Here is a 22932-nt window from a genome sequence, read left to right as displayed (position 1 = left end):
GTGTTTCACGTGGAACACGCTGTTTCACGTGAAACAAGGGCCGCCGTACCCGACTCGGGTATGGCGGCCCTCGACGTTTTGCCGGACCCGTACGGCAGGATGTGCGACATGCCCAGTGCAGAAACGACGCCAGCGAGCGTCCACGAGCCGGACCCGGTGCGGCCGACGCAGGAGGACAAGGTCGCCGCGGCCGGCAGCGAGCTGATCGGTGGCCCGCTCGGGCGGCGCGCCCTGCTCGGGGCGTCCTGGTGGACTCCCGTCCGGGTGATCGCCCTGGTGGCGATCGGGATGTTCGCCCTCGGCCTGGTCCAGAAGGCGCCCTGCTACAACGGCGCCTGGTTCTTCGGCGCCAGCTCGCAGTACACGCACGCGTGCTACTCGGACATCCCGCACCTCTACCAGGGGCGCGGTTTCGCCGACGGGCTCGTGCCGTACTTCGACCGGCTCCCCGGCGACATGCAGTACCTGGAGTACCCGGTGCTGACCGGTGTCTTCATGGAGGTCGCCTCCTGGCTCACGCCCGGCAGCGGCACCATCCAGGACCAGGAACAGTGGTACTGGACGGTCAACGCCGGGATGCTCATGGTCTGTGCGTCCGTCATCGCCGTCTGCGTGACCCGCACCCACGCACGGCGTCCCTGGGACGGTCTGCTGGTCGCCCTGGCGCCCGCCTTCGCACTGACGGCGACGATCAACTGGGACCTGCTGGCGGTCGCTCTGACGGCCGCGGCGATGCTGATGTGGTCCCGGGGACGCTCGCTCGCGTTCGGCGTCCTGCTGGGCCTTGCCACGGCCGCCAAGCTCTATCCGTTCCTGCTCCTCGGGCCGCTGCTGGTGCTGTGCTGGCGCGCCGGCCGATGGCGCGAGTTCGCCACGGCCGTGGGCGGAGCGGTCGTCGCCTGGGTCGTCGTGAACGGGCCGGTGATGCTCTTCGCGTTCGAGGGCTGGTCGAAGTTCTACACGTTCAGCCAGGAGCGGGGCGTCGACTTCGGGTCCTTCTGGCTGATCATGGCCCAGAACTCGGACGACCCGCTCGCCACCGACACCGTCAACAGCCTCGCCACGCTGCTGATGCTGGTGTGCTGCGCGGCCGTCGCGGCCCTGGCGCTGACCGCCCCGCGCCGTCCGCGGTTCGCTCAGCTCGCCTTCCTGATCGTCGCGGCGTTCATCCTCACCAACAAGGTCTACTCGCCCCAGTACGTGCTGTGGCTGGTGCCCCTGGCCGCCCTCGCCCGGCCCAAGTGGCGGGACTTCCTGATCTGGCAGGCCTGCGAGGTGGCGTACTTCCTGGGGATCTGGCTGTATCTCGCGTACACGACCAGCGGGGACGCCCACAAGGGGCTGCCCACCGACGGCTACCACTGGGCCATCGCGCTGCACCTGCTGGGCACGCTCTACCTGTGTGTGATGGTCGTGCGCGACATCTTCCTGCCGGATCGGGACCCGGTGCGCCGCTCCGGGGGCGACGACCCCTCGGGCGGAGTGCTCGACGGCGCCGAGGACGTCTTCGTCCTCGGGCCCGCGGCCCGCTCCCGGCGCAGGGAGACCGCTCACTTCGAGGGGCCGCCCATCGAGTGGGGCAAGCAGGGCGCCCCGGGCGGTTCGCTCTGAGCGAACGGCGCGGAACACCCGTGCCGGAGACACCGAAGGCCGTACAGGGACACCCTGTACGGCCTTCGCGCTGTGCAGCGGCGGTCAGCGGTCCACGAGCCGGTCGAACTGCGTGGTGGTGTGCCGCAGATGGGCCACGAGCTCCTCACCGACCTTCGGCTCGGGCGCGTCCGCGGGGACGAACAGGATCGACACCTGCATGTGCGGCGGCTCGGCGAACCAGCGCTGCTTGCCGCCCCAGACGAAGGGAGAGAGGTTCCGGTTCACCGTGGCCAGGCCGGCCCGGGCGACGCCCTTGGCGCGCGGCATGACGCCGTGCAGCGCCTTGGGGGCCTCCAGGCCCACCCCGTGCGACGTTCCGCCCGCCACGACCACCAGGAAGCCGTCGGAGGCCGCCTTCTGCTGCCGGTAGCCGAAACGGTCGCCCTTGGCGACGCGCGTGACGTCCAGAACGGCGCCGCGGTACTCGGTGGCGTCGTGGTCCCCCAGCCACAGCCGCGTGCCGATGCGGGCACGGAAACGGGTCTGCGGGAACTGCTGCTGGAGCCGGACGAGGTCCTCGGCCTTGAGGTGGCTGACGAACATCGTGTGCAGGGGCAGCCGCGCCGCGCGGAGCCGGTCCATCCAGCCGATGACCTCCTCGACCGCGTCCGAGCCGTCGGTGCGGTCCAGGGGCAGGTGCAGGGCGAAGCCCTCCAGCCGGACGTTCTCGATGGCGGCGTGCAGCTGGGCCAGGTCCTGCTCACCGATGCCGTGCCGCTTCATCGAGGACATCACCTCGATCACCACACGGGCACCGACGAGGCCGTACACACCGTCTATCGACGAGACCGAGCGGATCACCCGGTCCGGCAGCGGCACCGGCTCCTCGCCGCGCCGGTAGGGCGTCAGCACCAGGAGGTCACCGCTGAACCAGTCCTTGATCCGGGCGGCTTCGTACGTCGTGCCGACGGCGAGCACGTCCGAGCCCAGCCGCGTGGCCTCCTCCGCCAGCCGCTCGTGCCCGAACCCGTAGCCGTTGCCCTTGCAGACCGGCACCAGGCCGGGGAACTGCTCCTGCACGTGCTTGTGGTGCGCCCGCCAGCGCGCGGTGTCGACGTAGAGCGTGAGCGCCATGGCCGGACCTGGAACCTTTCTCGTGGTCGCCGTGAATCAGCGGTTGCCGTCTGTCGGCGGTTGCCGTGTGTCAGCGATTGCCGTGTACCGGCGGTTGCCGTGTGTCAGAGGTATAGAAAAGCACTGAACGAACATCAACGACGCGACATGTAGATGTCGAGCGCCTTGTGCAGCAGCTTGTTCAGCGGGAAGTCCCACTCGCCGAGGTACTCGGCGGCCTGGCCACCGGTGCCGACCTTGAACTGGATCAGGCCGAAGAGGTGGTCGGTCTCGTCCAGCGAGTCGGAGATGCCGCGCAGGTCGTAGACGGTCGCGCCGAGCGCGTAGGCGTCGCGCAGCATCCGCCACTGCATCGCGTTCGACGGCCGGACCTCGCGGCCGATGTTGTCGGAGGCGCCGTAGGAGTACCAGACGTGGCCGCCGACGATCAGCATCGTCGCCGCCGACAGGTTCACGCCGTTGTGCCGTGCGAAGTACAGCCGCATGCGGTTGGGGTCCTCGGTGTTGAGGGCCGTCCACATGCGCTGGAAGTACGACAGCGGGCGCGGGCGGAAGTGGTCGCGCACAGCCGTGATCTCGTACAGCCGCTGCCATTCCTCGAGGTCCTGGTAGCCGCCCTGGACGACCTCGACACCGGCCTTCTCGGCCTTCTTGATGTTGCGGCGCCACAGCTGGTTGAAGTTCTTGTGGACCTCTTCCAGGGAGCGGTTCGCCAGCGGCACCTGGTAGACGTAGCGCGGCTGGACGTCGCCGAAGCCGGCGCCGCCGTCCTCGCCCTGCTGCCAGCCCATGCGGCGCAGCTTGTCGGCGACCTCGAAGGCACGCGGCTCGATGTGGTCGGCCTCGATGTCGCGCAGACGCTTGACGTCCGGGTTCTGGATGCCCTGCTTGATGGAGGTGGCCTCCCAGCGGCGGATGATCACCGGCGGGCCCATCTTCACCGAGAAGGCGCCCTGCTGCTTCAGGTGCGCCAGCATCGGCTCGATCCACTCCGTCAGATTCGGCGCGAACCAGTTGATGACCGGACCCTCGGGCAGGTACGCGAGGTAGCGCTTGATCTTGGGCAGCTGCCGGTAGAGGACCAGACCCACACCGACCAGCTCGCCGGTGCGGTCGTCGAACCAGCCGAGGTTCTCGGAGCGCCATTCCGCCTTGACATCAGCCCAGGCCGGGACCTGCATGTGGCTCGCCGACGGCAGGCTCTGGATGTAGGCCAGATGCTGCTCTCGACTGATGGTCCTCAGGGTCAGGCTCATTCGGGGCGCTCCTCGGGCTGGTGTGTCCCCATGGGTTCAGGGGCTCCGGCTCTCGCGCGAAGCCTACTGCGCCGTGGGGGCGCGCCGGTTGGGCGTACGCAACCTGCGCCCCGGCCCGAGGACGTCCGGGGCGCGCCGTCCGCTGTTCGTCAGGGGGTGCTGTGGCGTCAGCCGATGAGACCGCCGTGCATCATGCCCAGGAAGAACCCGACGCCGGACGCGCCCAGGCCCAGGATCAGCCCGAAGCGCTCACGCGTCGTCTCCGAGATCCACTGGCCGTAGGCGCCCGTGAGAATGCCCACCAGGCCGGTCCAGGAGCTGAGCACGTGCAGGTTGTCGTCGATGATCGCCGTGAGGAACGCGGTCAGGCCCAGCACGAGGGTGACCGCGAGCAGCGTGTCCTGGAGGGGATGGGGCTTGCCGTCCGTGGCGAAGAGGCCGCCGGCGGTGTTGGGTCGCAATGCCTGTGCCATAGGGCACCTCCTGCGAAAGTCGGCGCATCGTAGCGCCATACACACCCGATGCGTACAGATTGGCTGCCCTCCCGACCGGATTTCAACCGGAAGCCACCGTGCGGGTACTCTGTACCGTCCGCACCGGTGTCTGCCCATGTCATGGCAAGGGCTTCTCCACAGAACCCCTGAGTGTCAGTGGTGGCCGATACCGTTGCTACGCATCACAACCCTCCTGCCACGGAACGACCGTGGCCGCTGAGTCCAAAGGAGGTGGGTTCCACATGCGTCACTACGAGGTGATGGTCATCCTCGACCCCGACGTCGAGGAGCGCGCTGTCTCCCCGCTGATCGAGAACTTCCTCTCTGTCGTCCGTGACGGCGGCGGAAAGGTCGAGAAGGTCGACACCTGGGGTCGTCGTCGTCTCGCGTACGAGATCAAGAAGAAGCCCGAGGGCATCTACTCGGTCATCGACCTGCAGGCCGAGCCTGCGGTCGTCAAGGAGCTCGACCGCCAGATGAACCTGAACGAGTCGGTCCTCCGGACCAAGGTCCTCCGTCCCGAGATGCACTGAGCTTCCACGCTCAGCTGATTCCGGGATTCGAGTAGCAAGCAGCCAGAGCAAACCCGCCGAGAGGTTCCCCCATGGCAGGCGAGACCGTCATCACGGTGGTCGGCAATCTTGTCGACGACCCCGAGCTGCGCTTCACCCCCTCCGGTGCGGCCGTCGCGAAGTTCCGTGTCGCGTCCACTCCCCGCACCTTCGACCGCCAGACGAACGAGTGGAAGGACGGCGAGAGCCTGTTCCTGACCTGCTCGGTCTGGCGTCAGGCGGCGGAGAACGTCGCGGAGTCGCTCCAGCGAGGCATGCGCGTCATCGTGCAGGGCCGGCTGAAGCAGCGGTCCTACGAGGACCGTGAGGGCGTCAAGCGCACGGTCTACGAGCTGGACGTCGAGGAAGTCGGCGCCAGCCTGCGCAATGCCACGGCCAAGGTCACCAAGACCAGCGGTCGCGGCGGCCAGGGCGGTTACGGCGGCGGCGCTGGCGGCGGCCAGGGTGGCGGCGGCTGGGGCGGCGGCCCCGGTGGCGGCCAGCAGGGCGGCGGAGCACCTGCCGACGACCCGTGGGCCACCGGTGCTCCCGCCGGTGGCAACCAGGGCGGTGGCGGCGGCTGGGGTGGAAACTCCGGCGGCGGCGGTGGCGGCGGCTACTCGGACGAGCCCCCCTTCTAAGGGCGGGTTCGCACCCACACTTCTTGATCACACAGGAGAATCACCATGGCGAAGCCGCCTGTGCGCAAGCCGAAGAAGAAGGTCTGCGCTTTCTGCAAGGACAAGGTCACGTACGTGGACTACAAGGACACGAACATGCTGCGGAAGTTCATTTCCGACCGCGGCAAGATCCGTGCCCGCCGCGTGACCGGCAACTGCACGCAGCACCAGCGTGACGTCGCCACGGCCGTGAAGAACAGCCGTGAGATGGCGCTGCTGCCCTACACGTCCACCGCGCGATAAGGGAAGGGTGACCGACTCATGAAGATCATCCTCACCCACGAGGTCTCCGGCCTCGGCGCCGCCGGCGACGTCGTCGACGTCAAGGACGGTTACGCTCGCAACTACCTGATCCCGCGGAAGTTCGCTATCCGCTGGACCAAGGGTGGCGAGAAGGATGTCGAGCAGATCCGTCGTGCTCGCAAGATCCACGAGATCCAGACCATCGAGCAGGCCAACCAGGTGAAGGCCCAGCTCGAGGGCGTCAAGGTCCGTCTGGCCGTCCGCTCCGGCGACGCCGGTCGTCTCTTCGGTTCCGTCACCCCGGCCGACATCGCTTCCGCGATCAAGGCTTCCGGTGGCCCCGAGGTCGACAAGCGCCGCATCGAGCTGGGCTCGCCGATCAAGACGCTGGGCGCTCACGAGACGTCCGTGCGTCTGCACCCCGAGGTTGCCGCCAAGGTCAACATCGAGGTCGTCGCCGCCTGAGTGCTGCGCTCGCTGAAGCAGTGAGCGATGGGGTCGTGCCCTTCGGGGTGCGGCCCCATCGTCGTCTGCGCCGGGAGCTGTAGCCGTGTTTCACGTGAAACGCAGGGCGGCCATGGAGCAGGCCGACCGTTTCACGTGAAACGGTCGGCGCGTTTCACGTGAAACAGTCAGCGGGTCGCGCCCGTGACGAGCCAGCGTCCCGAGCGGGTCCGGAGCCACAGGGTCAGCATCCGCACGGTCATCATCAGGGTCATGGTGGCCCAGAGCGCGGTGAGCCCACCGCCCAGCACCGGCACCAGCAGGGCCGCGGGGGTGAACACCGCGAGAGTGAGCAGCATCGCCCAGGCCAGGTAAGGACCGTCACCGGCACCCATGAGGACGCCGTCCAGGACGAAGACGATCCCGGAGATCGGCTGTGAGAGGGCGACGATGATCAGTGCGGTCAGGGCTACGTCCTTGACCGCGGGGTCGCTGCTGAACAGCGGCAGGAACACCGGGCGCGTGATCACCACCAGGATGCCGAGGACGACGCCGACGGCGATGCCCCACTCGACCATGCGACGGCAGACGTCGCGGGCGCCCTGGGCGTCACCGGCTCCGAGGTAGCGGCCGATGATGGCCTGTCCAGCGATGGCGATGGCGTCGAGGGCGAAGGCGAGCAGACTCCACAAGGACAGGATGATCTGGTGGGCGGCGATATCGGCGTCTCCGAGCCGGGCAGCGACCGCCGTGGCGATCATCAGGATCGCCCGCAGGGAGAGAGTGCGGACCAGCAGGGGCACACCCGCCTGTGCGGAGGCCCTGATCCCGGCGGCGTCCGGACGCAGGGAGGCACCGTGCTTACGGGCACCCCGCAGAACCACCACGAGATAGACCGCGGCCATGCCGCACTGCGCGATGACCGTGCCCCAGGCGGAGCCGGCGATCCCCAGGTCGGCGCCGTAGACGAGTGCCGCGTTGAGGACGCCGTTGGCGACGAAGCCGGCGACGGCGACATAGAGCGGGGTCTTGGTGTCCTGCAGGCCGCGCAGAACACCGGTCGCGGCCAGGACGATGAGCATGGCGGGGATGCCGAGAACGGAGATGCGCAGGTAGGTGATGGCGTGGGGAGCGGCTGCCTCCGAGGCGCCGAAGAGGTCCACGAGATGGGGTGCCGTGGGCAGGGCGGCGACGACGACGGCGGCGCCGAGGAGCAGTGCCAGCCAGATGCCGTCCATGCCCTGCCGGATGGCGGCCTGGAGGTCTCCGGCGCCGACCCGGCGGGCGACCGCCGCCGTGGTGGCGTAGGCGAGGAAGACGAAGACGCTGACGGCGGTCATCAGCAGGGCCGAGGCGACGCCGAGACCGGCGAGCTGGGCCGTGCCCAGATGGCCGACGATGGCGGTGTCGGCCAGCAGGAAGAGGGGCTCGGCGACGAGCGCGCCGAAGGCCGGGACGGCCAGCGCGACGATCTCTCGGTCGTGCTGTCTCCGGCCGTCTCGGCGTCGCACGGGGGCCTGTGTCATGTGCACCAATCTAATCGTCCACAGGTAAGAGATGCAAAGCATTGGCGACCCTTACTTTCCGTTTGGGGACGCGCACTCCTGTGCACCTTTCGAAGCGATCTTGCGCCGGTTGGGGAAGTTTTTCTTCTGCACAGCCGGTGGACGGCAACGTTGCAGGTCAGGGGCCTCTCGGTGTGATGAGGCGCTGCTTGTTCACAGGCCTGTCCACCGGGTCGTGCACAGGTTTCGCGGAGTTCTCCACAGCATCTGGGCCGTCGTCCACATGGCCTGTGGATAACCAGATTGGCTGACGGTGCCGACAGGCCTACGGTGGTCCGGCGCCCGCTCCGTCCGCCGGTTTCCAAAGCACCGCAAAACCGGCGCCGACCAACCGGAGTTGGGCCTCTTATTTGTCAGTGCCGTGCCGTAGAAAAGAGAGGCACGGCGAGGTCTGCTGCGGCGGACGGGAGGAGGTGGCTCGGTGAGCATTTCCGAGCCCTTGGACGACCCGTGGGCCGACAGCGGGCCCAGTGATCGTCTGCCCGCCTCCCGCCGACGGGGCGACGGTTCCCGCGGCCGCGACGAACAGCACGACCGCGGCCAGGACAACGGGGTGTGGGATAGCGGCTCGGGCACGTCGTTCGAGCGGGTGCCCCCGCAGGACATCGAGGCCGAGCAGTCCGTGCTGGGCGGCATGCTGCTGTCCAAGGACGCCATCGCCGACGTCGTCGAGATCCTCAAGGGCCACGACTTCTACAAGCCGGCCCACGAGACGATCTTCCAGGCCGTCCTGGACGTCTACGCCAAGGGCGAGCCGGCCGACCCCATCACGATCGCGGCCGAGCTCACCAAGCGCGGCGAGATCAACAAGGTCGGCGGGGCCTCCTATCTGCACACCCTCGTCCAGACGGTGCCCACGGCGGCCAACGCGGCGTACTACGCCGAGATCGTCCACGAGCGCGCGGTCCTGCGCCGCCTGGTCGAGGCCGGCACGCGGATCACACAGATGGGATACGCGGCCGACGACGACGTCGACGAGATCGTCAACCGTGCCCAGGCCGAGGTCTACGCGGTCACCGAGCAGCGCACCAGCGAGGACTACCTGCCGCTCGGCGACATCATGGAGGGCGCGCTCGACGAGATCGAGGCGATCGGCTCACGCAGCGGCGAGATGACCGGTGTGCCCACGGGCTTCACGGACTTCGACTCGCTCACCAACGGACTGCACCCCGGCCAGATGATCGTCATCGCGGCCCGCCCCGCCATGGGCAAGTCCACGCTCGCGCTGGACTTCGCGCGGGCGGCCTCGATCAAGAACAATTTGCCGAGCGTGATCTTCTCGCTCGAGATGGGCCGCAACGAGATCGCGATGCGCCTGCTGTCCGCCGAGGCCCGGGTCGCCCTGCACCACATGCGCTCCGGCACGATGACGGACGAGGACTGGACGCGACTGGCCCGGCGGATGCCGGACGTGTCGGCGGCCCCGCTCTACATCGACGACTCCCCGAACCTGTCGATGATGGAGATCCGCGCCAAGTGCCGGCGCCTCAAGCAGCGCAACGACCTGAGACTGGTCGTCATCGACTACCTCCAGCTGATGCAGTCCGGCGGGTCCAAGCGGGCGGAGAGCCGGCAGCAGGAGGTCTCGGACATGTCCCGTAACCTCAAGCTGCTCGCCAAGGAGCTGGAGATCCCGGTCATCGCGCTCTCCCAGCTGAACCGTGGCCCCGAGCAGCGCACGGACAAGAAGCCCATGGTCTCCGACCTGCGTGAGTCGGGCTCCATCGAGCAGGACGCCGACATGGTCATCCTGCTGCACCGCGAGGACGCCTACGAGAAGGAGTCGCCCCGCGCGGGTGAGGCGGACCTGATCGTGGCCAAGCACCGAAACGGCCCGACGGCGACGATCACCGTCGCCTTCCAGGGCCACTACTCGCGGTTCGTGGACATGGCGCAGACCTGATCCACGCCGCGCGGCGAAAAGAAGTCGACTCCCGGGAGCGGGCCGGATGGACTGGGCCCATGACGACATCTCAGGAAGAGCTGCTTCCCGCCACACGGCGTGCGTTGCTGCACCGGATCGCCGTGGCACAGGCCGAGGGGCGGGCACCGTCGCTGGTCGCGGCCGTCGCCCGGGGCGGCCGTACGGTGTGGCACGGAGCCCGGACCTCGGTGGAGGGGCACGGGCCCGACGACACCGTGCAGTACCGGATCGGCTCGATCACCAAGACCTTCACCGCCGTCCTCGTGATGCGTCTGCGCGACGAAGGACTGCTCGCACTCGGCGATCCGCTGGAGAAGCACCTGCCGGGCACGGGCGCGGGGGAGGTCACGATCGCCCAACTGCTGGCGCACACGGGCGGATTGGCCGCCGAGTCGCCCGCCCCCTGGTGGGAGCGCACCTCGGGATCCCTGCGGCCGGAACTGTCCGACGTCCTGGGCGAGCAGCCTTTCCTGCACCCCGTCGGCCGACGGCACCACTACTCGAACCCGGGCTACACGCTGCTGGGCGCACTCGTCGAGGAACTGCGGGGGACCTCCTGGGAGGAGGCACTACGGCGAGAAGTGCTCGACCCCCTGGGCCTCGACCGGACGAGCGTGCGACCGCGGGCTCCGCATGCGGGCGGGTGGGCCGTGCATCCGTGGGCCGACGTGCTGCTGCCCGAGCCCGCCGAGGACCTCGGCCGTATGGCAGCCGCAGGCCAGCTCTGGTCCACCACCGCGGATCTGGCGCGGTTCGCGTCCTTCCTGGTGCGGGGCGACGAACGGGTGCTCGGCCCCGAGTCCCTGCGGGAGATGCGGACACCGTCGGCGCCGGCGGAGGCCGTGGACGTGATGTCCGGTGACGCCTACGGCCTCGGCATGCAGATCCAGCACCGGCACGGCCGGCTGCTCGTGGGGCACAGCGGGTCCCTGCCGGGCTTCCTGGCGAACGTGAGCATCAGCGTGGAGGACGACGTGGTGGCGGTCGTCCTGGCCAACTGCACCTCGGGTCCCGCGGTGTCGGCGGTCGCCGCCGATCTCGTGCGGATCGTCGCCGAGGCCGAGCCGCGCATCCCCGCCCCGTGGACCCCGATGCGCGCGGTGGATCCGGCCGCGCTGGAACTGGCGGGTCAGTGGTACTGGGGCACGCACGCCTTCGCCCTGCGGCTCACGGCCGACGGACTCGCGTCGCTGGAGCCGCTGTCCGGGAACGGGCGCCGCTCGCGCTTCCGCCCGAATGGCGACGGGACCTGGACCGGCCTGGAGGGCTACTACGCCGGAGAGCTGCTCAGGGCCGTACGAAGGCCGGACGGCTCCGTGAGCCACCTGGACCTCGGCTCGTTCGTGTTCACGCGTCAGCCGTACGACGAGACGGCTCCGGTGCCGGGTGGAGTCGATCCCCAGGGCTGGCGCGGGATCGGCTGAGCGCGGCAGAGACAGGATCGAGCGCCCGTGTTTCACGTGAAACACGGGCGCTCCCGTCCACCGGTCAGAGCTGGAGCTTGAAGCCTGTGTGGGAGGCCGTGAAGCCGAGCCGCTCGTAGAACCGGTGGGCGTCGGTGCGGGACGTGTCGGAGGTCAGCTGGACCAGCCGGCACCCCGCCTTCCGCGACTCGTCGATCGCCCACTCGATGAGCTGGGACCCCAGACCACTGCCGCGTTCGTCGGCGTGCACGCGGACGCCCTCGATGATCGACCTGGTCGCGCCCCGCCGGGACAGCCCGGGGATGATCGTGAGCTGGAGCGTGCCGACGACGCGACCCTCGCGGACCGCCACGACCAGGCGTTGGTTCGGGTCGGCGGTGAGCCGCTCCAGCGCGGTCAGGTACGGGGCGAGGTCGTCCGGTGACTCGCGCTGTGCGCCCAGCGGGTCGTCCGCGAGCATGGCGACGATCGCCGGGACGTCGTCGGCTACGGCGCTGCGTACTTCGAGATCTCCCATGGGCGGCACCCTACGCAGCGATGCCGAGGCGGCTTACGCGGGCACCGGGGCCTTCAGTGTCTCGACGACCCGGACCAGCGGCGCCAGCTCGGGGTTCTTCGCCGCTGCGTCGAGGGCCTCGCGCAGGGCGGCGTCATTGGTCGGCCGGGCCGCTTCCAGCAGCTTCAGGCCCGCCTCGGTGACGTTCGTGTAGATGCCCCGGCGGTCGGTGGGGCACAGATGGCGCTCCAGGAGCCCGCGGTCCTCGAGGCGGGTCACCAGCCGTGTGGTGGCGCTCTGGCTGAGGACGACCGCGTCGGCGACCTGCTTCATCTGCAGATGTCCTCCGTCGCCGTCGTGCTGCCGGCTCAGCACGTCCAGCAGGGAGTACTCGCGCGCACTCAGGTCGTGCTGTGCCTGCAGGGCGCGTTCTATGTGGGCCTCGATCCTCCCGTGGAGCAGGGAGAGGGCGCACCAGCCCTGGGCGAGGGCGGTGAGCGCGGGGTCCGTCGCTGTCATGGGGGTCCTCCGTCCCGGAGCGGCTGACATCCAGGATAGAACACTCGACGCAATAGACGGCGGTTGCATATAGCCCGCGTGTGCAACTATTGTGGACGCACGCAAAGCGCTCCTGCAATCTTCTGGGAAGGTAACCCCTCCATGCCTCTCGCGCTTCTGGCCCTCGCGATCGGGGCCTTCGGGATCGGAACGACAGAGTTCGTGATCATGGGCTTGCTGCCCGAGGTCGCGGGCGACTACGGGGTGTCCATCCCCACCGCCGGATACCTGGTCACCGGCTACGCGCTCGGCGTCATGTTCGGTGCCCCGCTGATGACCGTCCTCGGCACCAAGATCTCGCGCAAGCGGATGCTGATGCTGCTGATGGGCTTGTTCATCGTGGGCAACGTGCTCTCGGCCCTCGCCCCCGCCTTCGGCGTCATGCTGATCGGCCGGATCGTCGCCTCGCTGGCCCACGGCGCCTTCTTCGGCATCGGCTCGGTCGTCGCGGCCGACCTGGTGGCCCCGGACAAGAAGGCCGGAGCCATCGCGATGATGTTCACCGGGCTGACCGTCGCCAACGTCGTCGGCGTCCCGCTCGGCACGCTCGTCGGGCAGTCCGTCGGCTGGCGGGTGACCTTCGGCATCGTCGCCGCCCTCGGCGTCATCGGCCTGCTCGGCATCGCGCGGCTCGTCCCCGACATGCCCAAGCCGGAAGGGGTGCGCCTCCGGCACGAGCTGGCCGCCTTCAAGAACGTGCAGGTGCTGCTCGCGATGGCGATGACCGTCCTCGGCTTCGGCGGTGTCTTCGCCGCCATCACCTACATCGCGCCGATGATGACCCACGTCGCCGGCTTCGCCGACGGTTCGGTCACCTGGCTGCTGGTCCTCTTCGGCCTCGGCATGGTCGGCGGCAACCTTGTCGGCGGCAGGTTCGCCGACCGCGCCCTGATGCCCATGCTGTACGTCTCCCTGGGCGCCCTGGCCGTCGTCCTGGCACTGTTCACCCTCACCGCGCACGACAAGTTCCTGTCGGCCGTCACGATCGCGCTGATCGGTGCCCTGGGCTTCGCCACCGTCCCGCCGCTCCAGAAGCGGGTCCTCGACCAGGCGCACGGCGCCCCGACCCTGGCCTCCGCCGTGAACATCGGCGCCTTCAACCTCGGCAACGCGCTGTCCGCCTGGCTCGGCGGCCTGGTGATCGCGGCGGGCCTCGGCTACACCGCCCCCAACTGGGTCGGTGCCGCCCTCGCGGCGGGAGCCCTGCTGCTGGCCGTCCTCTCGGCCGCCCTGGAGCGCCGCACCGGAACGACCGGCACCGTCGTCACCGGGTCCGCGCCCGCGGAGCAGCGGACCGCCGTCCACCACTGAACAACCCGACCCCTCCCACCCTCACGTCCCTCAGGAGAACCACCTCATGAGCACTACCACCGCCGTCGCCCCGCTGACCACCCAGGACGCCGACGCCCTCGTCGCCGCCGCGAGCCGTGCCGCCGAAGCCGCGGGTGTCACCGTCAGCGTCACCGTCCTGGACGCGGGCGGGCACCTGCTCGCCTTCCGGCGCGACGACCGAGCCGTGCTGATCTCCGGTGAGACCAGCACCCGCAAGGCCTACACGGCGCTCCAGCTGAACGCGCCCACCGCCGACCTCGTCGACGCCGTCCAGCCCGGAGGCCTGTTCCACACCCTGCCCACCGCGCTCGACCGGCCGCTGCTGTTCATCGCGGGCGGCGTGCCGGTGCAGCGCGACGGCCGGCTGATCGGCGCGATCGGTGTGGGCGGCGGGGCCCCGGAGCAGGACCACGCCTTCGCCACGGCCGCCGTGGAGGCTCTCGTCCGACGCGTCTGAGCCTCGGACCGCGACGCCGGTTCCCCGAAGCCCGGGGAACCGGCGTTCGGCGTGCCGCAGCCGGTCAGCCCGCCGCGACCGTGACCGGAGCGAAGCGCCGGCTCCAGTCACCGGGCAGTTCCGTGATGCCGTACGCCATCACCGCGTTGAAGGCCACGGACTCCAGGCCGCGCTCCTTCACCCAGGCGAGCAGTTCCTCGTGCCGCACGTCGATGTCGGTGCGCAGCGGGCGGTCGGTGTGGGCGGCCAGAGAGGCGATGAGTGCCCGGGCCACCCCTGTGTCCCGGGCGATGAGCGGGCCGACGACGTGTGTGTGCATGTTGGGCCAGGCCGCCGCGTAGCCGACGATCCGCCCGCCCTCCTCGGCCACGCGCAACTGGTCGGCGAAGGCGGGCAGCCGGGTGACGATGTGCGTCCGGTCGGTCCCGAAGACCTGCTCGTCGAGCCGCAGGATCGCCGTCAGGTCCTCGGCGGTCGCGGCACGGGTGGCGACCTCCGGCTCCGGCCCACCGGGCATGAAGCGCCCCACCACCATCTCCGCCCGCCCGGTGACCTTGAAACCGAGTTCCTCGTAGAGCGGGCGACCGTACGGCGTCGCGTGCAGGGTGAGGGGCGTGGTGCCCATCGCGGAGATCACGTGACGCATCAGCCGGCGTCCGACGCCCTGCCGGGCGTGCCGTCCGGCGACCAGGACCATGCCGATCGCGGCGAGGGCCGGGCGCTCGTGCGGTCCGTACTCGGTGACGACGCAGGCGCTCACCAGGCCGCCGTCGGGATCGTCGATGCCCCACCCCTTTCCGGCCGTGAGGAGGAAGCCCCACTTGTGCTCCTCCCGTGGCCACCCCCGGTCCTCGGACAAGTCGGCGCAGGCGGTGAGATCCCGGAGCGTCAGACGGCGGATGGGCAGAGCGGCAAGGGAAGGAGTCGACACGCAGGTCAGGCTGTCCGACAGAAGCCCCCGGCGTCCACCTGTTTCGGAGGAAGCGTACGAGCTTTTGGCCAGTTGCAGTCGCATGCGGTGCGTGCGAACACCCCCCGCCTGTTTCACGTGAAACACGCGAGAACAGCAGGTGACCGAAGGGAACGCCCAATGCGTCTTTTAGGCCTGTTGGTTGACCCCTCTGACGATTCGCGTACCGCCCTCATTCGTGACGAGGGAAGGGGGGACTTGTGTGCACGGCGCGGGCCGGTAGGGTCGACTCCGGTTCGCGTCAGGGACGGATGACCCGTTTCTGTGTGGACCGAGCGCAGGGCAATGCAGCGTAAAGGGACGGAGAGATCGAAGACCCGCGTTTCCGGTAATGCGACGAGAACCGCCCAGGCGAGTGGGAAGCTCGCAGGAAGCACTGCGGGCAATGTCACACTCTCGCCTTACTTGTCCGTACGGAGTCGGGACACGGGTTGAATGTGGCCGCATTGGCCGCGACAAGGACGGGAACACGGCCCGTCCACGGGGGAAAGCAGGCACCTTCCGACCAGGGAAGTGCGCAGACCGACCGAAAGATGCTCGAGGCGAGGCACACCATGGACGCTCCGACCACCACGTCGGCCGACAACGGCACTTCCGGCGGCGGGGGCGGCTGGTTCACGCCCCGCAAGAAGCCGGAGCCGGGCAGCGAGCCCGGTCCCGCGGCAGAGGGACGCCGCCCGGCGACGATACGCCCGGTGGGCCGGCCCACGCCCCCTCCGGAGGCCCCTGCCGACGGCACGGCACCGCCGCCCTCGGCACCGGCCGGCAGCGCACTCACCGGCCCGCCGCGCCAGGAGCACGCGTCCGCGGACGCGATACCCGCGCGGACGCCCGTCGCAGCGCAGCACGCTCCGTCGTCCGGGACCGCGCAGCACGCCGCGGCCTCGTCGCCCGGCCCCGCGCCCACGGCGCTCACCCCGGCGCCGTTCGCCTCGGCCGTGGTTCCTCCCGCCGCCTCACGTGTCCCTGCCCAGCGGCCCGCGCCGGCGCCGACCCGAGGCCCGGCCGCTCCAGCTCCCCAGGCGTCCCCGGACGCCCTCCTCGTCCGCCGTGCCATGGCCGAGGTCGGTCCCGTCGCCGACAAGGTCACCTCGTACTTCTACGCGCTGCTCTTCGTCCGCCACCCCGATCTGCGGTCGCTGTTCCCCGCCGCGATGGACACCCAGCGGGACCGGCTGCTCCGGGCGCTGCTCACGGCCGCCGAGCACATCGACAACACCGACGTGCTCGTCGACTACCTCCAGAACCTCGGCCGGGGCCACCGGAAGTACGGCACCAGGGCCGAGCACTACCCGGCCGTCGGCGAATGCCTCATCGGCGCGTTGAGCAAGTACGCCGCCGGGGTCTGGGACGAGGAGATGGAGGCGGCCTGGGTCCGGACCTACACCACCATCTCCCAGATCATGATCGACGCGGCGGCCGCGGACGAACTGCGGGCCCCGGCCTGGTGGTACGCCGAGGTCGTCGCGCACGAGCTCAGAACCCCGGACGTCGCGGTCGTCACCGTCCGCCCCGACCAGCCGTACCCCTTCCTCGCCGGGCAGTACACCAGCGTGGAGACCCCCTGGTGGCCCCGGATCTGGCGGCACTACTCCTTCGCCTCGGCGCCCCGCTCCGACGGACTGCTGTCGTTCCACGTGAAGGCCGTCCCGGCCGGCTGGGTCTCCAACGCCCTGGTGCACCGCGCCCGGCCCGGTGACATCATCCGGCTCGGCCCGCCCGCCGGTTCCATGACCGTCGACCACACCACCGACAGCGGTCTGCTCTGCCTGGGCGGCGGTACCGGCATCGCACCCATCAAGGCCTTGGTCGAGGACGTCGCCGAGCACGGGGAGCGCCGTCCGGTCGAGGTGTTCTACGGCGCCCGCACCGACCACGACCTGTACGACATCGACACGATGCTCCGCCTCCAACAGACCCATCCCTGGCTCTCGGTCCGCGCGATCATCGACCAGCAGGCGCACCAGCAGCTCCCGGACGCCATACGGGCCTACGGGCCGTGGAACGAGTTCGACGCCTACCTGTCGGGCCCGCCCGGGATGATCCGCAGCGGTGTGGACGCCCTGCGGGACATCGGCATCCCGCCGAACCGCATACGGCACGACTCCGTCGAGGAACTGGTCTCGGCCGGCGAGTGATCCGGCGCCGGGTTCAGCCCAGGTCGGGTGCGTGCATGGCCCGCACACCCTCGATGTTGCCGTCGAGGTAGTGCCGCAGCGACAGCGGAACGAGGTGCACGGAGGCGATCCCGACCCGGGTGAAGGGCACACGCACGATTTCGTACTCGCCGAGGGGTTCGTCGACCTCGGGGCCGTGCCGGAGGGAGGGGTCCATGGACTCCAGCCGGCAGACGAAGAAGTGCTGCACCTTCACTCCGGTCGCGCCGCCGTCGTCCCCGATGTGCTCCACGGTGTCCACGAAGCAGGGCACCACGTCGGCGATCTTCGCGCCGAGTTCCTCGTACACCTCCCGGTGCAGGGCGTGGACGACGGTCGGGTCGTCGGGCTCGACCCCGCCGCCGGGCGTGACCCAGTAGGGATCGATGCCCGGCTTGGTGCGCTTGATCAGGATCAGGTCGTCACCGTCCAGAAGAACGGCGCGGGCGGTGCGCTTGACCACGGGTCGGACGGTCATGGGGGAAATGTGGCCCGGCTGGTTCCACGTGAAACATCGCGACAGGACACCGGCCGGGCGCCCGGAGTGAAAGGCCATGCCGAGCGACCCGGAGCGGGCGCCCTGCGCACCTCGTTCACGGGGTGCGGTGCCCCGCCCTCCGGCGATTCCGCCCGCGGAGCCTCAGCACCACTCGTCGGCTGCCCGCTGCAACCAGTCGTGCGCTCGGGCGATGTGCGGCATGGCCATGGTTCCGGTCCGGACCACCAGGAAGTACGTCCGCAGGGGCGGCACCGGCGGCTCGTGCAGCGCGACGACGTCGCCCCGTTCCAGTGCGGCGGCGCACAGATACCGCGGCAGCACCGCCAGGCCCGCGCCCGCGATCGCGCACGCGAGGACCGCGCGCAGGTCGGGCACGACGACCGTGCCCGGGGCGGCCGGGCGCGAGTCGAAGACGGAGGCCCAGTAGCGGGAGACGAAGGGCAGCGACTCGTGCACCTCCACCACGGGGACCTGCTCCAGGGACGGCTCCGGCTTGCGGTCCGGCTGCCCGGCGCCGATCTGTTCGGCCCAGCGGGGGGCGGCGACCAGGACGTGCTCCTCGTCGCAGAGCGCAGTCGCCGTGAGCAGCGCACCGCGTGGACGGGCCGTGCTGATGGCCAGATCATGATGTCCGGCGGAAAGCCCTTCCAGAATCTCCTCGGCGTTCCCGAAGGAGACACGCAGCGCGAAGCCCTGCCCGTCCTCGCCGGTGAGCTCGGTGAGCGCGGGCAGGGCTCGTTCGGCGGTGAACTCCGGGGGCCCCGCGAGGTGCAGCGTCCGTAAGGACGACTCGTCGTCGAGGCCGGTCTCGGTGATCTCCACCAGGGCGTCGAGATGCGGAGCGGCCTTGTGGGCGAGCTCGTCGCCGATGCTGGTCGGGGTCACGCCCCGGGCCTGCCGCAGGAACAGGGGGCGGCCCAGCTGCCGTTCCAGGGTCCTGATCTGCGAGGTGACGGCCGGCTGGGAGAGGCCGAGCAGGGCGGCGGCGCGGGTGAAGGAGCCGGCCCGGTGCACGGTCACGAAGGTCCGCAGCAAGGCCAGATCCACTGACGCTCTCCCCTCGTCGCCCCCGCTCCGGCCCCCGGCCGCGCCCAACTATAAATAAGTCGATAGGTCTCTGTCGCTACGGTGATTGGACACTGACAGAGAGTCAACTAGCCTTGGTCGCGCGGTTCTTGCGCGCGGAACCGGGGGGCGGTCCGAACCACGAGGGGGGAGGCTCGGACCGCCCGCGGGGAAGGTCAGGAGGCCGACGCGTCCAGGGCGCGCAGGAGGTCCGCCACCAGGTCGTCCGGGTCCTCGGCCCCGACCGACAGGCGGATGAAGCCCTCCGGCACGGCGTCCCCGCCCCAGCGCCCGCGCCGTTCGGCCGTGGACCGCACACCGCCGAAGCTGGTCGCGTCGTCCACGAGCCGCAGGGCCTCGAGGAAACGGTCGGCACGCGCGCGCGTGGGCAGCGTGAACGACACCACGCAGCCGAACCGCCGCATCTGCCGCACGGCGATCCGGTGCGAGGGATCCTCGGGAAGCCCGGGGTAGCGCAGCGCGGACACCTCGGGCCGCGCGCGCAGCGCCTCGGCGACCGTCAGCGCCGTCGCGCACTGCCGGTCGACCCGCATCTGCAGCGTCGCGATCGAACGGTGCGCCAGCCAGGCCTCCATGGGCCCCGGAATCGCCCCGACGATCTTGCGCCAGCGGCGCACGGCGGCCATGGCCTCGGCGTCACGGCCCACGACATAGCCGAGGAGGACGTCGCCGTGACCGGTGAGCTGCTTGGTGCCGCTGGCCACCGCGAAGTCGGCGCCGAGCTCCAGCGGGCGCTGGCCGAGCGGGGTCGCGAGTGTGTTGTCGACGGCGACCAGCGCACCCCGCGCGTGCGCCGCCTCGGCGAGCCGCCTGATGTCGCACACGTCGAGCCCCGGGTTCGACGGCGTCTCGATCCACAGCAGCTTCGCGCCGTCCAGCACGTCGAGCTGGGCGTCGCCGCCGGTCGGCGCGGTACGCACCTCGATGCCGTACGTCTCCAGCTGGGCGCGGACCAGCGGCAGCGCCTGGTAGCCGTCGGAGGGCAGCACGCACACGTCCCCGGCGCGCAGCTGGGAGAAGAGCACCGCGGAGGTCGCGGCCATGCCGGAGGCGAAGACGAGCGTCTCGGCATCGTCCTGGCCGGGCGCCTCCAGCTCGGCGACGGCGCGCTCCAGCAGCGTCCAGGTGGGGTTCTCGTCCCGGCCGTAGGTGTAGGGGCCGGTCGGCTCGCCCGGCAGGTGGAAGTGGGCGGCGAACACGGGACCGGGCAGGGTGGGCTCGTACTTGACCGCCTCGGGCAGTCCCGCCCGCACGGCGCGCGTGCCGTCACCGGGTCCCGCGGCCGCCCGGCCCGCGTTGCCCGTCGTTCCGTCCCGTCCACCCGTCGCGGATTCGCTCATGCCGCCCGTCCCTCCATGTCCTCGCGCACTGCGGCGAGCAGACCGCTGCTCGCCGCCTCCACCATCTCAAGACACTCCTCGAAGCCCTCCGGACCCCCGTAGTACGGGTCCGGCACGTCGAGGTCGTCGCCGGCGGCGGGGTCGTACGAGCGCAGCAGCCGCACCTTGCGCGCGTCCTGCTCCGTCGGCGCGAGACGGCGCAGCGCCCCCAGGTGGCCGGCGTCCAGGGCGATCACCAGGTCCAGGCGGGAGAACCACGACGGCTGGAACTGCCGGGCCGTGTGGTGCGCGGAGTAGCCGTTCTCCTCCAGCACCGCCACCGTGCGCGGATCGGCGCCGTCGCCCTCGTGCCAGCCACCGGTGCCGGCGCTGTCCACCTCGACGGCGTCGTCGAGCCCGGCCTCCGCGACCCGCGCGCGGAAGACGGCCTCGGCCATCGGGGAGCGGCAGATGTTGCCCGTGCAGACGAAACAGACCCGGTACGTCATGAGTGCTCAGTCCTCGTCGGGCAGGACGACGTGCAGCGCCCAGGAGACGACCGAGATGATCAGGCCGCCCAGGACGGCCGTCCAGAAGCCCTCCACGTGGAAGCTCAGGTCGAGCACGTCGGCCAGCCACGAGGTGAGCAGCAGCATCAGCGCGTTGACGACCAGGGTGAACAGACCCAGGGTCAGGATCAGCAGCGGCAGGCTGAGGAGCTTGACGACCGGCTTGACCAGGAAGTTCACCAGGCCGAAGAGCAGCGCGACGACGATCAGGGTGCCGACCTTCTTGCCCGTGCTGTCACCGGTCAGGGTGATCTTGTCGAGCAGCCAGACGGCGACCGCCAGGGCACCCGCGTTGGCGATCGTCTTGACTAGGAAATTCTTCATGTGTCTGATCGTGGCAGACCTGATCGGACAAGGGCACAAGAGGCAGGGGCGGACCAGGCGATGAAGGCATTCCGGCTGGATGAACTGGAGGCGGAGCGTGCCGCCAACGACGGCGCCTACCTGCAGTTTCTGCGGGAGCGGAACATGTCGGTCGGCCTGTACGCCCTGGACGCGGGCGCGCAGGATCCACAGAAACCGCACGATCAGGACGAGGTCTACTTCGTGGTGAGCGGCCGGGCCGCGATCACGGTGGGCATGGAGACGACCCAGGTGGCGCGGGGCAGCGTGATCTACGTGCCGGCCGGCGTGGCCCACAAGTTCCACCACATCACCGAGGACCTGAGGGTCATGGTGGTCTTCTCTCCGCCGGAGAGCTGAGGGGCCGTCCCCGGGTTCCCTAGGGGACCGGTCAGGGGAGGACAAGGGGTGCGGGGCCCCCGTGGCACCCCGTCCCGGACCTAGCATCGAGTGCAGGACATCAAGGACCGACAGGACCCGGCACTCGAGCGGGCGGAGAGGTGAGGACGAGGGCGATGCGAGAGATCTTCGCGGGACTGCCGTGGTGGGTGAAGTGGGTCGCGGTGCCGGTCATCGCCCTCGTCGTGTTCGGAGGGCTGATCGCCAGCGTGGTGGGCTTCGTCATCGGACTGCTCTTCAAGGTGCTGGTCTTCGTGGCGCTGGTCGGAGGACTGATGTACGTCGTACGGAAGTTCACGGCCCGCTCCTCGTCGCGCAGCGACTGGTGAGACGGATGGGAAACCGGTGGGGGTAGCGGGAAACGCCTGGAATCACCGGTTCCCTCGGCCGGGGGAAGTTTCCCCTCGGGGCGGTCTGCGCGCGGTAGCAGACGAATAGAGTCCGGAACTCGACGCGGGGACATCCCCGCGAGCGGCGTACACCCCCACCCGTGTTCCCCGCACGGGCTGCCCCCTCGCGCCTCGGGAGTGACCCTTGGTCCCGGCTGACACCGCCCCTGTCCACCTCCACACCGTCCCCGCGCAACCCAGATCGGCGGTCCCCTCCGCGCCCCCACCCCCCTCCCCGCCCCCGGCGACCCTCATCGGATCCGTGCAGCGCGCGATGCGTCTGCTGGAGACCGTCGCCCGGCACGAGTACGGCGCCCCCGCCAAGCAACTGGCCCGCGAGACCGGGCTGGCGCTGCCCACGACGTACCACCTGCTGCGCACGCTGGTGCACGAGGGCTATCTGCGCCGGGACAAGGGCTTGTTCTTCCTCGGGGCCGCGGCCGAGCTGCTGAGCAGCAGCGGAGCACGGCAGAAACGTCGCAGCACGGTCGTGGACGCCCTCGCGCGCTGGCGGGACGCGCTCGGCGCGCCCGTGTACTACGCGGTCTACCGCGAGGGCGAGATCGAGGTCATGTGCGTCTCCGACACGCCCGCCAACCCCGCCGTCGAGGAGTGGGCCGGCTTCCGGGAGACGGGGCACGCCCACGCCATCGGGCAGTGCCTGCTGTCCCAGCTGGACGAGGAGGCCCGCCGCGACCACCTGGACCGCTACCCGGTGCAGCCCCTCACGCCGTACACGGTGCGGGACAACCACAGCCTGCTGCGGCGCCTGGAGCGGATCCGCCGGATGGAACCGGTGATCGAACGTCAGGAGTACGCGCTGGGCGCGGTGTGCGCGGCGATCCCGCTGACCCTGGGCACCACCGCCGCGACGGTGGCCATCTCCCTGCCCGCCCACCAGTCCGACCGCCTGCTGCCCGCGGCCCGGCAGTTGCAGAACGAGATCGGGCGGCTCATCGGCTCGCTCGCGCTCTCTATCAGTATGTGAAAACTCACTCCTTGTGATCTGGTGTGTACGTTCAGCAAGATTCCACCAGATGTCAGAGGTTCGT

Annotated in this window: 25 protein-coding genes; 13 read left to right on the top strand and 12 right to left on the bottom strand. The window is 70.1% G+C overall.

All coding sequences use genetic code 11. The features are described 5' to 3' along the window. Nucleotides 1-99 precede the first annotated feature (99 nt). Nucleotides 100-1611, top strand: coding sequence for a glycosyltransferase family 87 protein (locus ACPXCS_RS04430; RefSeq protein ID WP_425944530.1), 1512 nt, complete (start codon nucleotides 100-102; stop codon nucleotides 1609-1611). Nucleotides 1612-1695: 84 nt separating this feature from the next. Here the strand turns inward: ACPXCS_RS04430 and ACPXCS_RS04425 are convergent, their stop codons facing one another. The 3 genes from ACPXCS_RS04425 to ACPXCS_RS04415 form a co-directional block, all read right to left on the bottom strand. Then, nucleotides 1696-2727 carry an alanine racemase gene (locus tag ACPXCS_RS04425; RefSeq protein ID WP_351349899.1) on the bottom strand — a complete coding sequence of 344 codons (1032 nt, stop codon included), beginning with the start codon at nucleotides 2725-2727 and terminating at the stop codon, nucleotides 1696-1698. Between the two features lie 134 nt (nucleotides 2728-2861). After that, a complete protein-coding gene (gene femX, locus ACPXCS_RS04420) occupies nucleotides 2862-3983 on the bottom strand; it encodes a peptidoglycan bridge formation glycyltransferase FemX (protein ID WP_425944348.1) in 1122 nt (373 codons plus the stop codon). Nucleotides 3984-4150: 167 nt separating this feature from the next. Further along, nucleotides 4151-4456 (bottom strand): hypothetical protein, encoded by a 306-nt coding sequence (locus tag ACPXCS_RS04415; RefSeq protein ID WP_425944350.1) that lies wholly within the window; start codon nucleotides 4454-4456, stop codon nucleotides 4151-4153. Between the two features lie 263 nt (nucleotides 4457-4719). On the opposite strand from ACPXCS_RS04415, the gene rpsF reads away from it, so the two are divergent. The 4 genes from rpsF (at nucleotide 4720) to rplI (ending at nucleotide 6416) form a co-directional block, all read left to right on the top strand. After that, nucleotides 4720-5010 carry a 30S ribosomal protein S6 gene (rpsF, locus tag ACPXCS_RS04410; RefSeq protein ID WP_030237450.1) on the top strand — a complete coding sequence of 97 codons (291 nt, stop codon included), beginning with the start codon at nucleotides 4720-4722 and terminating at the stop codon, nucleotides 5008-5010. A gap of 71 nt (nucleotides 5011-5081) precedes the next feature. Further along, nucleotides 5082-5669 carry a single-stranded DNA-binding protein gene (locus tag ACPXCS_RS04405; protein WP_425944351.1) on the top strand — a complete coding sequence of 196 codons (588 nt, stop codon included), beginning with the start codon at nucleotides 5082-5084 and terminating at the stop codon, nucleotides 5667-5669. 45 nt (nucleotides 5670-5714) lie between these two features. Continuing rightward, a complete protein-coding gene (gene rpsR, locus ACPXCS_RS04400) occupies nucleotides 5715-5951 on the top strand; it encodes a 30S ribosomal protein S18 (protein ID WP_003949403.1) in 237 nt (78 codons plus the stop codon). 18 nt (nucleotides 5952-5969) lie between these two features. Beyond that, the gene (gene rplI / locus ACPXCS_RS04395) at nucleotides 5970-6416 is read left to right on the top strand and encodes a 50S ribosomal protein L9 (protein ID WP_010032778.1); all 447 of its coding nucleotides are present in this window, start codon (nucleotides 5970-5972) and stop codon (nucleotides 6414-6416) included. Nucleotides 6417-6583: 167 nt separating this feature from the next. Here rplI and ACPXCS_RS04390 read toward each other — a convergent pair whose 3' ends face one another. After that, nucleotides 6584-7921 carry an MATE family efflux transporter gene (locus ACPXCS_RS04390; RefSeq protein ID WP_425944352.1) on the bottom strand — a complete coding sequence of 446 codons (1338 nt, stop codon included), beginning with the start codon at nucleotides 7919-7921 and terminating at the stop codon, nucleotides 6584-6586. A gap of 460 nt (nucleotides 7922-8381) precedes the next feature. On the opposite strand from ACPXCS_RS04390, the gene dnaB reads away from it, so the two are divergent. Then, a complete protein-coding gene (dnaB, locus tag ACPXCS_RS04385; protein WP_425944353.1) occupies nucleotides 8382-9863 on the top strand; it encodes a replicative DNA helicase in 1482 nt (493 codons plus the stop codon). Nucleotides 9864-9922: 59 nt separating this feature from the next. After that, complete coding sequence (locus tag ACPXCS_RS04380) at nucleotides 9923-11308, top strand: serine hydrolase domain-containing protein (protein WP_425944354.1); 1386 nt, start codon at nucleotides 9923-9925, stop codon at nucleotides 11306-11308. Nucleotides 11309-11372: 64 nt separating this feature from the next. On the opposite strand, the gene ACPXCS_RS04375 is transcribed toward ACPXCS_RS04380, so the two are convergent. Continuing rightward, nucleotides 11373-11825, bottom strand: a complete 453-nt coding sequence (locus ACPXCS_RS04375; protein ID WP_425944355.1) for a GNAT family N-acetyltransferase — start codon at nucleotides 11823-11825, stop codon at nucleotides 11373-11375. A 33-nt stretch (nucleotides 11826-11858) separates the two neighbouring features. Next, nucleotides 11859-12323, bottom strand: coding sequence for a MarR family winged helix-turn-helix transcriptional regulator (locus tag ACPXCS_RS04370; protein WP_425944356.1), 465 nt, complete (start codon nucleotides 12321-12323; stop codon nucleotides 11859-11861). 141 nt (nucleotides 12324-12464) lie between these two features. On the opposite strand from ACPXCS_RS04370, the gene ACPXCS_RS04365 reads away from it, so the two are divergent. Next, nucleotides 12465-13673: an MFS transporter gene (locus tag ACPXCS_RS04365; RefSeq protein WP_425944357.1), complete on the top strand. Its 1209-nt coding sequence runs from the start codon at nucleotides 12465-12467 to the stop codon at nucleotides 13671-13673. Between the two features lie 46 nt (nucleotides 13674-13719). Then, a complete protein-coding gene (locus ACPXCS_RS04360) occupies nucleotides 13720-14151 on the top strand; it encodes a GlcG/HbpS family heme-binding protein (protein WP_425944358.1) in 432 nt (143 codons plus the stop codon). A 64-nt stretch (nucleotides 14152-14215) separates the two neighbouring features. Here the strand turns inward: ACPXCS_RS04360 and ACPXCS_RS04355 are convergent, their stop codons facing one another. Beyond that, nucleotides 14216-15082 (bottom strand): GNAT family N-acetyltransferase, encoded by an 867-nt coding sequence (locus tag ACPXCS_RS04355; protein WP_425944359.1) that lies wholly within the window; start codon nucleotides 15080-15082, stop codon nucleotides 14216-14218. Between the two features lie 593 nt (nucleotides 15083-15675). On the opposite strand from ACPXCS_RS04355, the gene ACPXCS_RS04350 reads away from it, so the two are divergent. After that, entirely contained in the window at nucleotides 15676-17259 is a 1584-nt protein-coding gene (locus ACPXCS_RS04350) for a globin domain-containing protein (RefSeq protein WP_425944360.1), read from the top strand. Nucleotides 17260-17272: 13 nt separating this feature from the next. Here the strand turns inward: ACPXCS_RS04350 and ACPXCS_RS04345 are convergent, their stop codons facing one another. The 5 genes from ACPXCS_RS04345 to ACPXCS_RS04325 all read right to left on the bottom strand — a co-directional run bounded on the left by ACPXCS_RS04345 (nucleotide 17273) and on the right by ACPXCS_RS04325 (nucleotide 21074). Then, nucleotides 17273-17755 (bottom strand): NUDIX domain-containing protein, encoded by a 483-nt coding sequence (locus ACPXCS_RS04345; protein WP_425944361.1) that lies wholly within the window; start codon nucleotides 17753-17755, stop codon nucleotides 17273-17275. Between the two features lie 162 nt (nucleotides 17756-17917). Then, the gene (locus tag ACPXCS_RS04340) at nucleotides 17918-18823 is read right to left on the bottom strand and encodes a LysR family transcriptional regulator (RefSeq protein WP_425944362.1); all 906 of its coding nucleotides are present in this window, start codon (nucleotides 18821-18823) and stop codon (nucleotides 17918-17920) included. Nucleotides 18824-19017: 194 nt separating this feature from the next. After that, nucleotides 19018-20202 (bottom strand): cystathionine gamma-lyase, encoded by a 1185-nt coding sequence (locus ACPXCS_RS04335; RefSeq protein ID WP_425944363.1) that lies wholly within the window; start codon nucleotides 20200-20202, stop codon nucleotides 19018-19020. Then, nucleotides 20199-20690: a low molecular weight protein-tyrosine-phosphatase gene (locus ACPXCS_RS04330; protein ID WP_425944364.1), complete on the bottom strand. Its 492-nt coding sequence runs from the start codon at nucleotides 20688-20690 to the stop codon at nucleotides 20199-20201. Before ACPXCS_RS04330 ends, ACPXCS_RS04335 begins: the two co-directional genes overlap by 4 nt. A 6-nt stretch (nucleotides 20691-20696) precedes the next feature. After that, entirely contained in the window at nucleotides 20697-21074 is a 378-nt protein-coding gene (locus ACPXCS_RS04325) for a phage holin family protein (protein WP_425944365.1), read from the bottom strand. Between the two features lie 60 nt (nucleotides 21075-21134). On the opposite strand from ACPXCS_RS04325, the gene ACPXCS_RS04320 reads away from it, so the two are divergent. The 3 genes from ACPXCS_RS04320 (at nucleotide 21135) to ACPXCS_RS04310 (ending at nucleotide 22868) form a co-directional block, all read left to right on the top strand. Next, on the top strand, nucleotides 21135-21452 hold the full coding sequence (locus tag ACPXCS_RS04320) for a cupin domain-containing protein (protein ID WP_425944366.1): 318 nt from the start codon (nucleotides 21135-21137) through the stop codon (nucleotides 21450-21452). Between the two features lie 155 nt (nucleotides 21453-21607). Next, on the top strand, nucleotides 21608-21820 hold the full coding sequence (locus tag ACPXCS_RS04315; RefSeq protein WP_425944367.1) for a DUF5326 family protein: 213 nt from the start codon (nucleotides 21608-21610) through the stop codon (nucleotides 21818-21820). Nucleotides 21821-22154: 334 nt separating this feature from the next. Then, nucleotides 22155-22868 carry an IclR family transcriptional regulator gene (locus ACPXCS_RS04310; protein WP_425944531.1) on the top strand — a complete coding sequence of 238 codons (714 nt, stop codon included), beginning with the start codon at nucleotides 22155-22157 and terminating at the stop codon, nucleotides 22866-22868. Nucleotides 22869-22932: the final 64 nt, after the last annotated feature.

Origin of the sequence: Streptomyces sp. DT190, assembly GCF_049846985.1 — a bacterium.
Lineage (GTDB): Bacteria > Actinomycetota > Actinomycetes > Streptomycetales > Streptomycetaceae > Streptomyces.
Note: the sequence above shows the minus strand (reverse complement) of the source record. Positions and strands in the feature narration are given on the sequence as shown.

Coding starts and splice junctions, on each gene's coding strand:
- ACPXCS_RS04430 (WP_425944530.1), top strand. CDS start 100: ATGTGCGACATGCCCAGTGCAGAAACGACGCCAGCGAGCGTCCACGAG.
- ACPXCS_RS04425 (WP_351349899.1), bottom strand. CDS start 2,727: ATGGCGCTCACGCTCTACGTCGACACCGCGCGCTGGCGGGCGCACCAC.
- femX (WP_425944348.1), bottom strand. CDS start 3,983: ATGAGCCTGACCCTGAGGACCATCAGTCGAGAGCAGCATCTGGCCTAC.
- ACPXCS_RS04415 (WP_425944350.1), bottom strand. CDS start 4,456: ATGGCACAGGCATTGCGACCCAACACCGCCGGCGGCCTCTTCGCCACG.
- rpsF (WP_030237450.1), top strand. CDS start 4,720: ATGCGTCACTACGAGGTGATGGTCATCCTCGACCCCGACGTCGAGGAG.
- ACPXCS_RS04405 (WP_425944351.1), top strand. CDS start 5,082: ATGGCAGGCGAGACCGTCATCACGGTGGTCGGCAATCTTGTCGACGAC.
- rpsR (WP_003949403.1), top strand. CDS start 5,715: ATGGCGAAGCCGCCTGTGCGCAAGCCGAAGAAGAAGGTCTGCGCTTTC.
- rplI (WP_010032778.1), top strand. CDS start 5,970: ATGAAGATCATCCTCACCCACGAGGTCTCCGGCCTCGGCGCCGCCGGC.
- ACPXCS_RS04390 (WP_425944352.1), bottom strand. CDS start 7,921: ATGACACAGGCCCCCGTGCGACGCCGAGACGGCCGGAGACAGCACGAC.
- ACPXCS_RS04380 (WP_425944354.1), top strand. CDS start 9,923: ATGACGACATCTCAGGAAGAGCTGCTTCCCGCCACACGGCGTGCGTTG.
- ACPXCS_RS04375 (WP_425944355.1), bottom strand. CDS start 11,825: ATGGGAGATCTCGAAGTACGCAGCGCCGTAGCCGACGACGTCCCGGCG.
- ACPXCS_RS04370 (WP_425944356.1), bottom strand. CDS start 12,323: ATGACAGCGACGGACCCCGCGCTCACCGCCCTCGCCCAGGGCTGGTGC.
- ACPXCS_RS04365 (WP_425944357.1), top strand. CDS start 12,465: ATGCCTCTCGCGCTTCTGGCCCTCGCGATCGGGGCCTTCGGGATCGGA.
- ACPXCS_RS04360 (WP_425944358.1), top strand. CDS start 13,720: ATGAGCACTACCACCGCCGTCGCCCCGCTGACCACCCAGGACGCCGAC.
- ACPXCS_RS04350 (WP_425944360.1), top strand. CDS start 15,676: ATGGACGCTCCGACCACCACGTCGGCCGACAACGGCACTTCCGGCGGC.
- ACPXCS_RS04345 (WP_425944361.1), bottom strand. CDS start 17,755: ATGACCGTCCGACCCGTGGTCAAGCGCACCGCCCGCGCCGTTCTTCTG.
- ACPXCS_RS04335 (WP_425944363.1), bottom strand. CDS start 20,202: ATGAGCGAATCCGCGACGGGTGGACGGGACGGAACGACGGGCAACGCG.
- ACPXCS_RS04330 (WP_425944364.1), bottom strand. CDS start 20,690: ATGACGTACCGGGTCTGTTTCGTCTGCACGGGCAACATCTGCCGCTCC.
- ACPXCS_RS04325 (WP_425944365.1), bottom strand. CDS start 21,074: ATGAAGAATTTCCTAGTCAAGACGATCGCCAACGCGGGTGCCCTGGCG.
- ACPXCS_RS04320 (WP_425944366.1), top strand. CDS start 21,135: ATGAAGGCATTCCGGCTGGATGAACTGGAGGCGGAGCGTGCCGCCAAC.
- ACPXCS_RS04315 (WP_425944367.1), top strand. CDS start 21,608: ATGCGAGAGATCTTCGCGGGACTGCCGTGGTGGGTGAAGTGGGTCGCG.
- ACPXCS_RS04310 (WP_425944531.1), top strand. CDS start 22,155: ATGCGTCTGCTGGAGACCGTCGCCCGGCACGAGTACGGCGCCCCCGCC.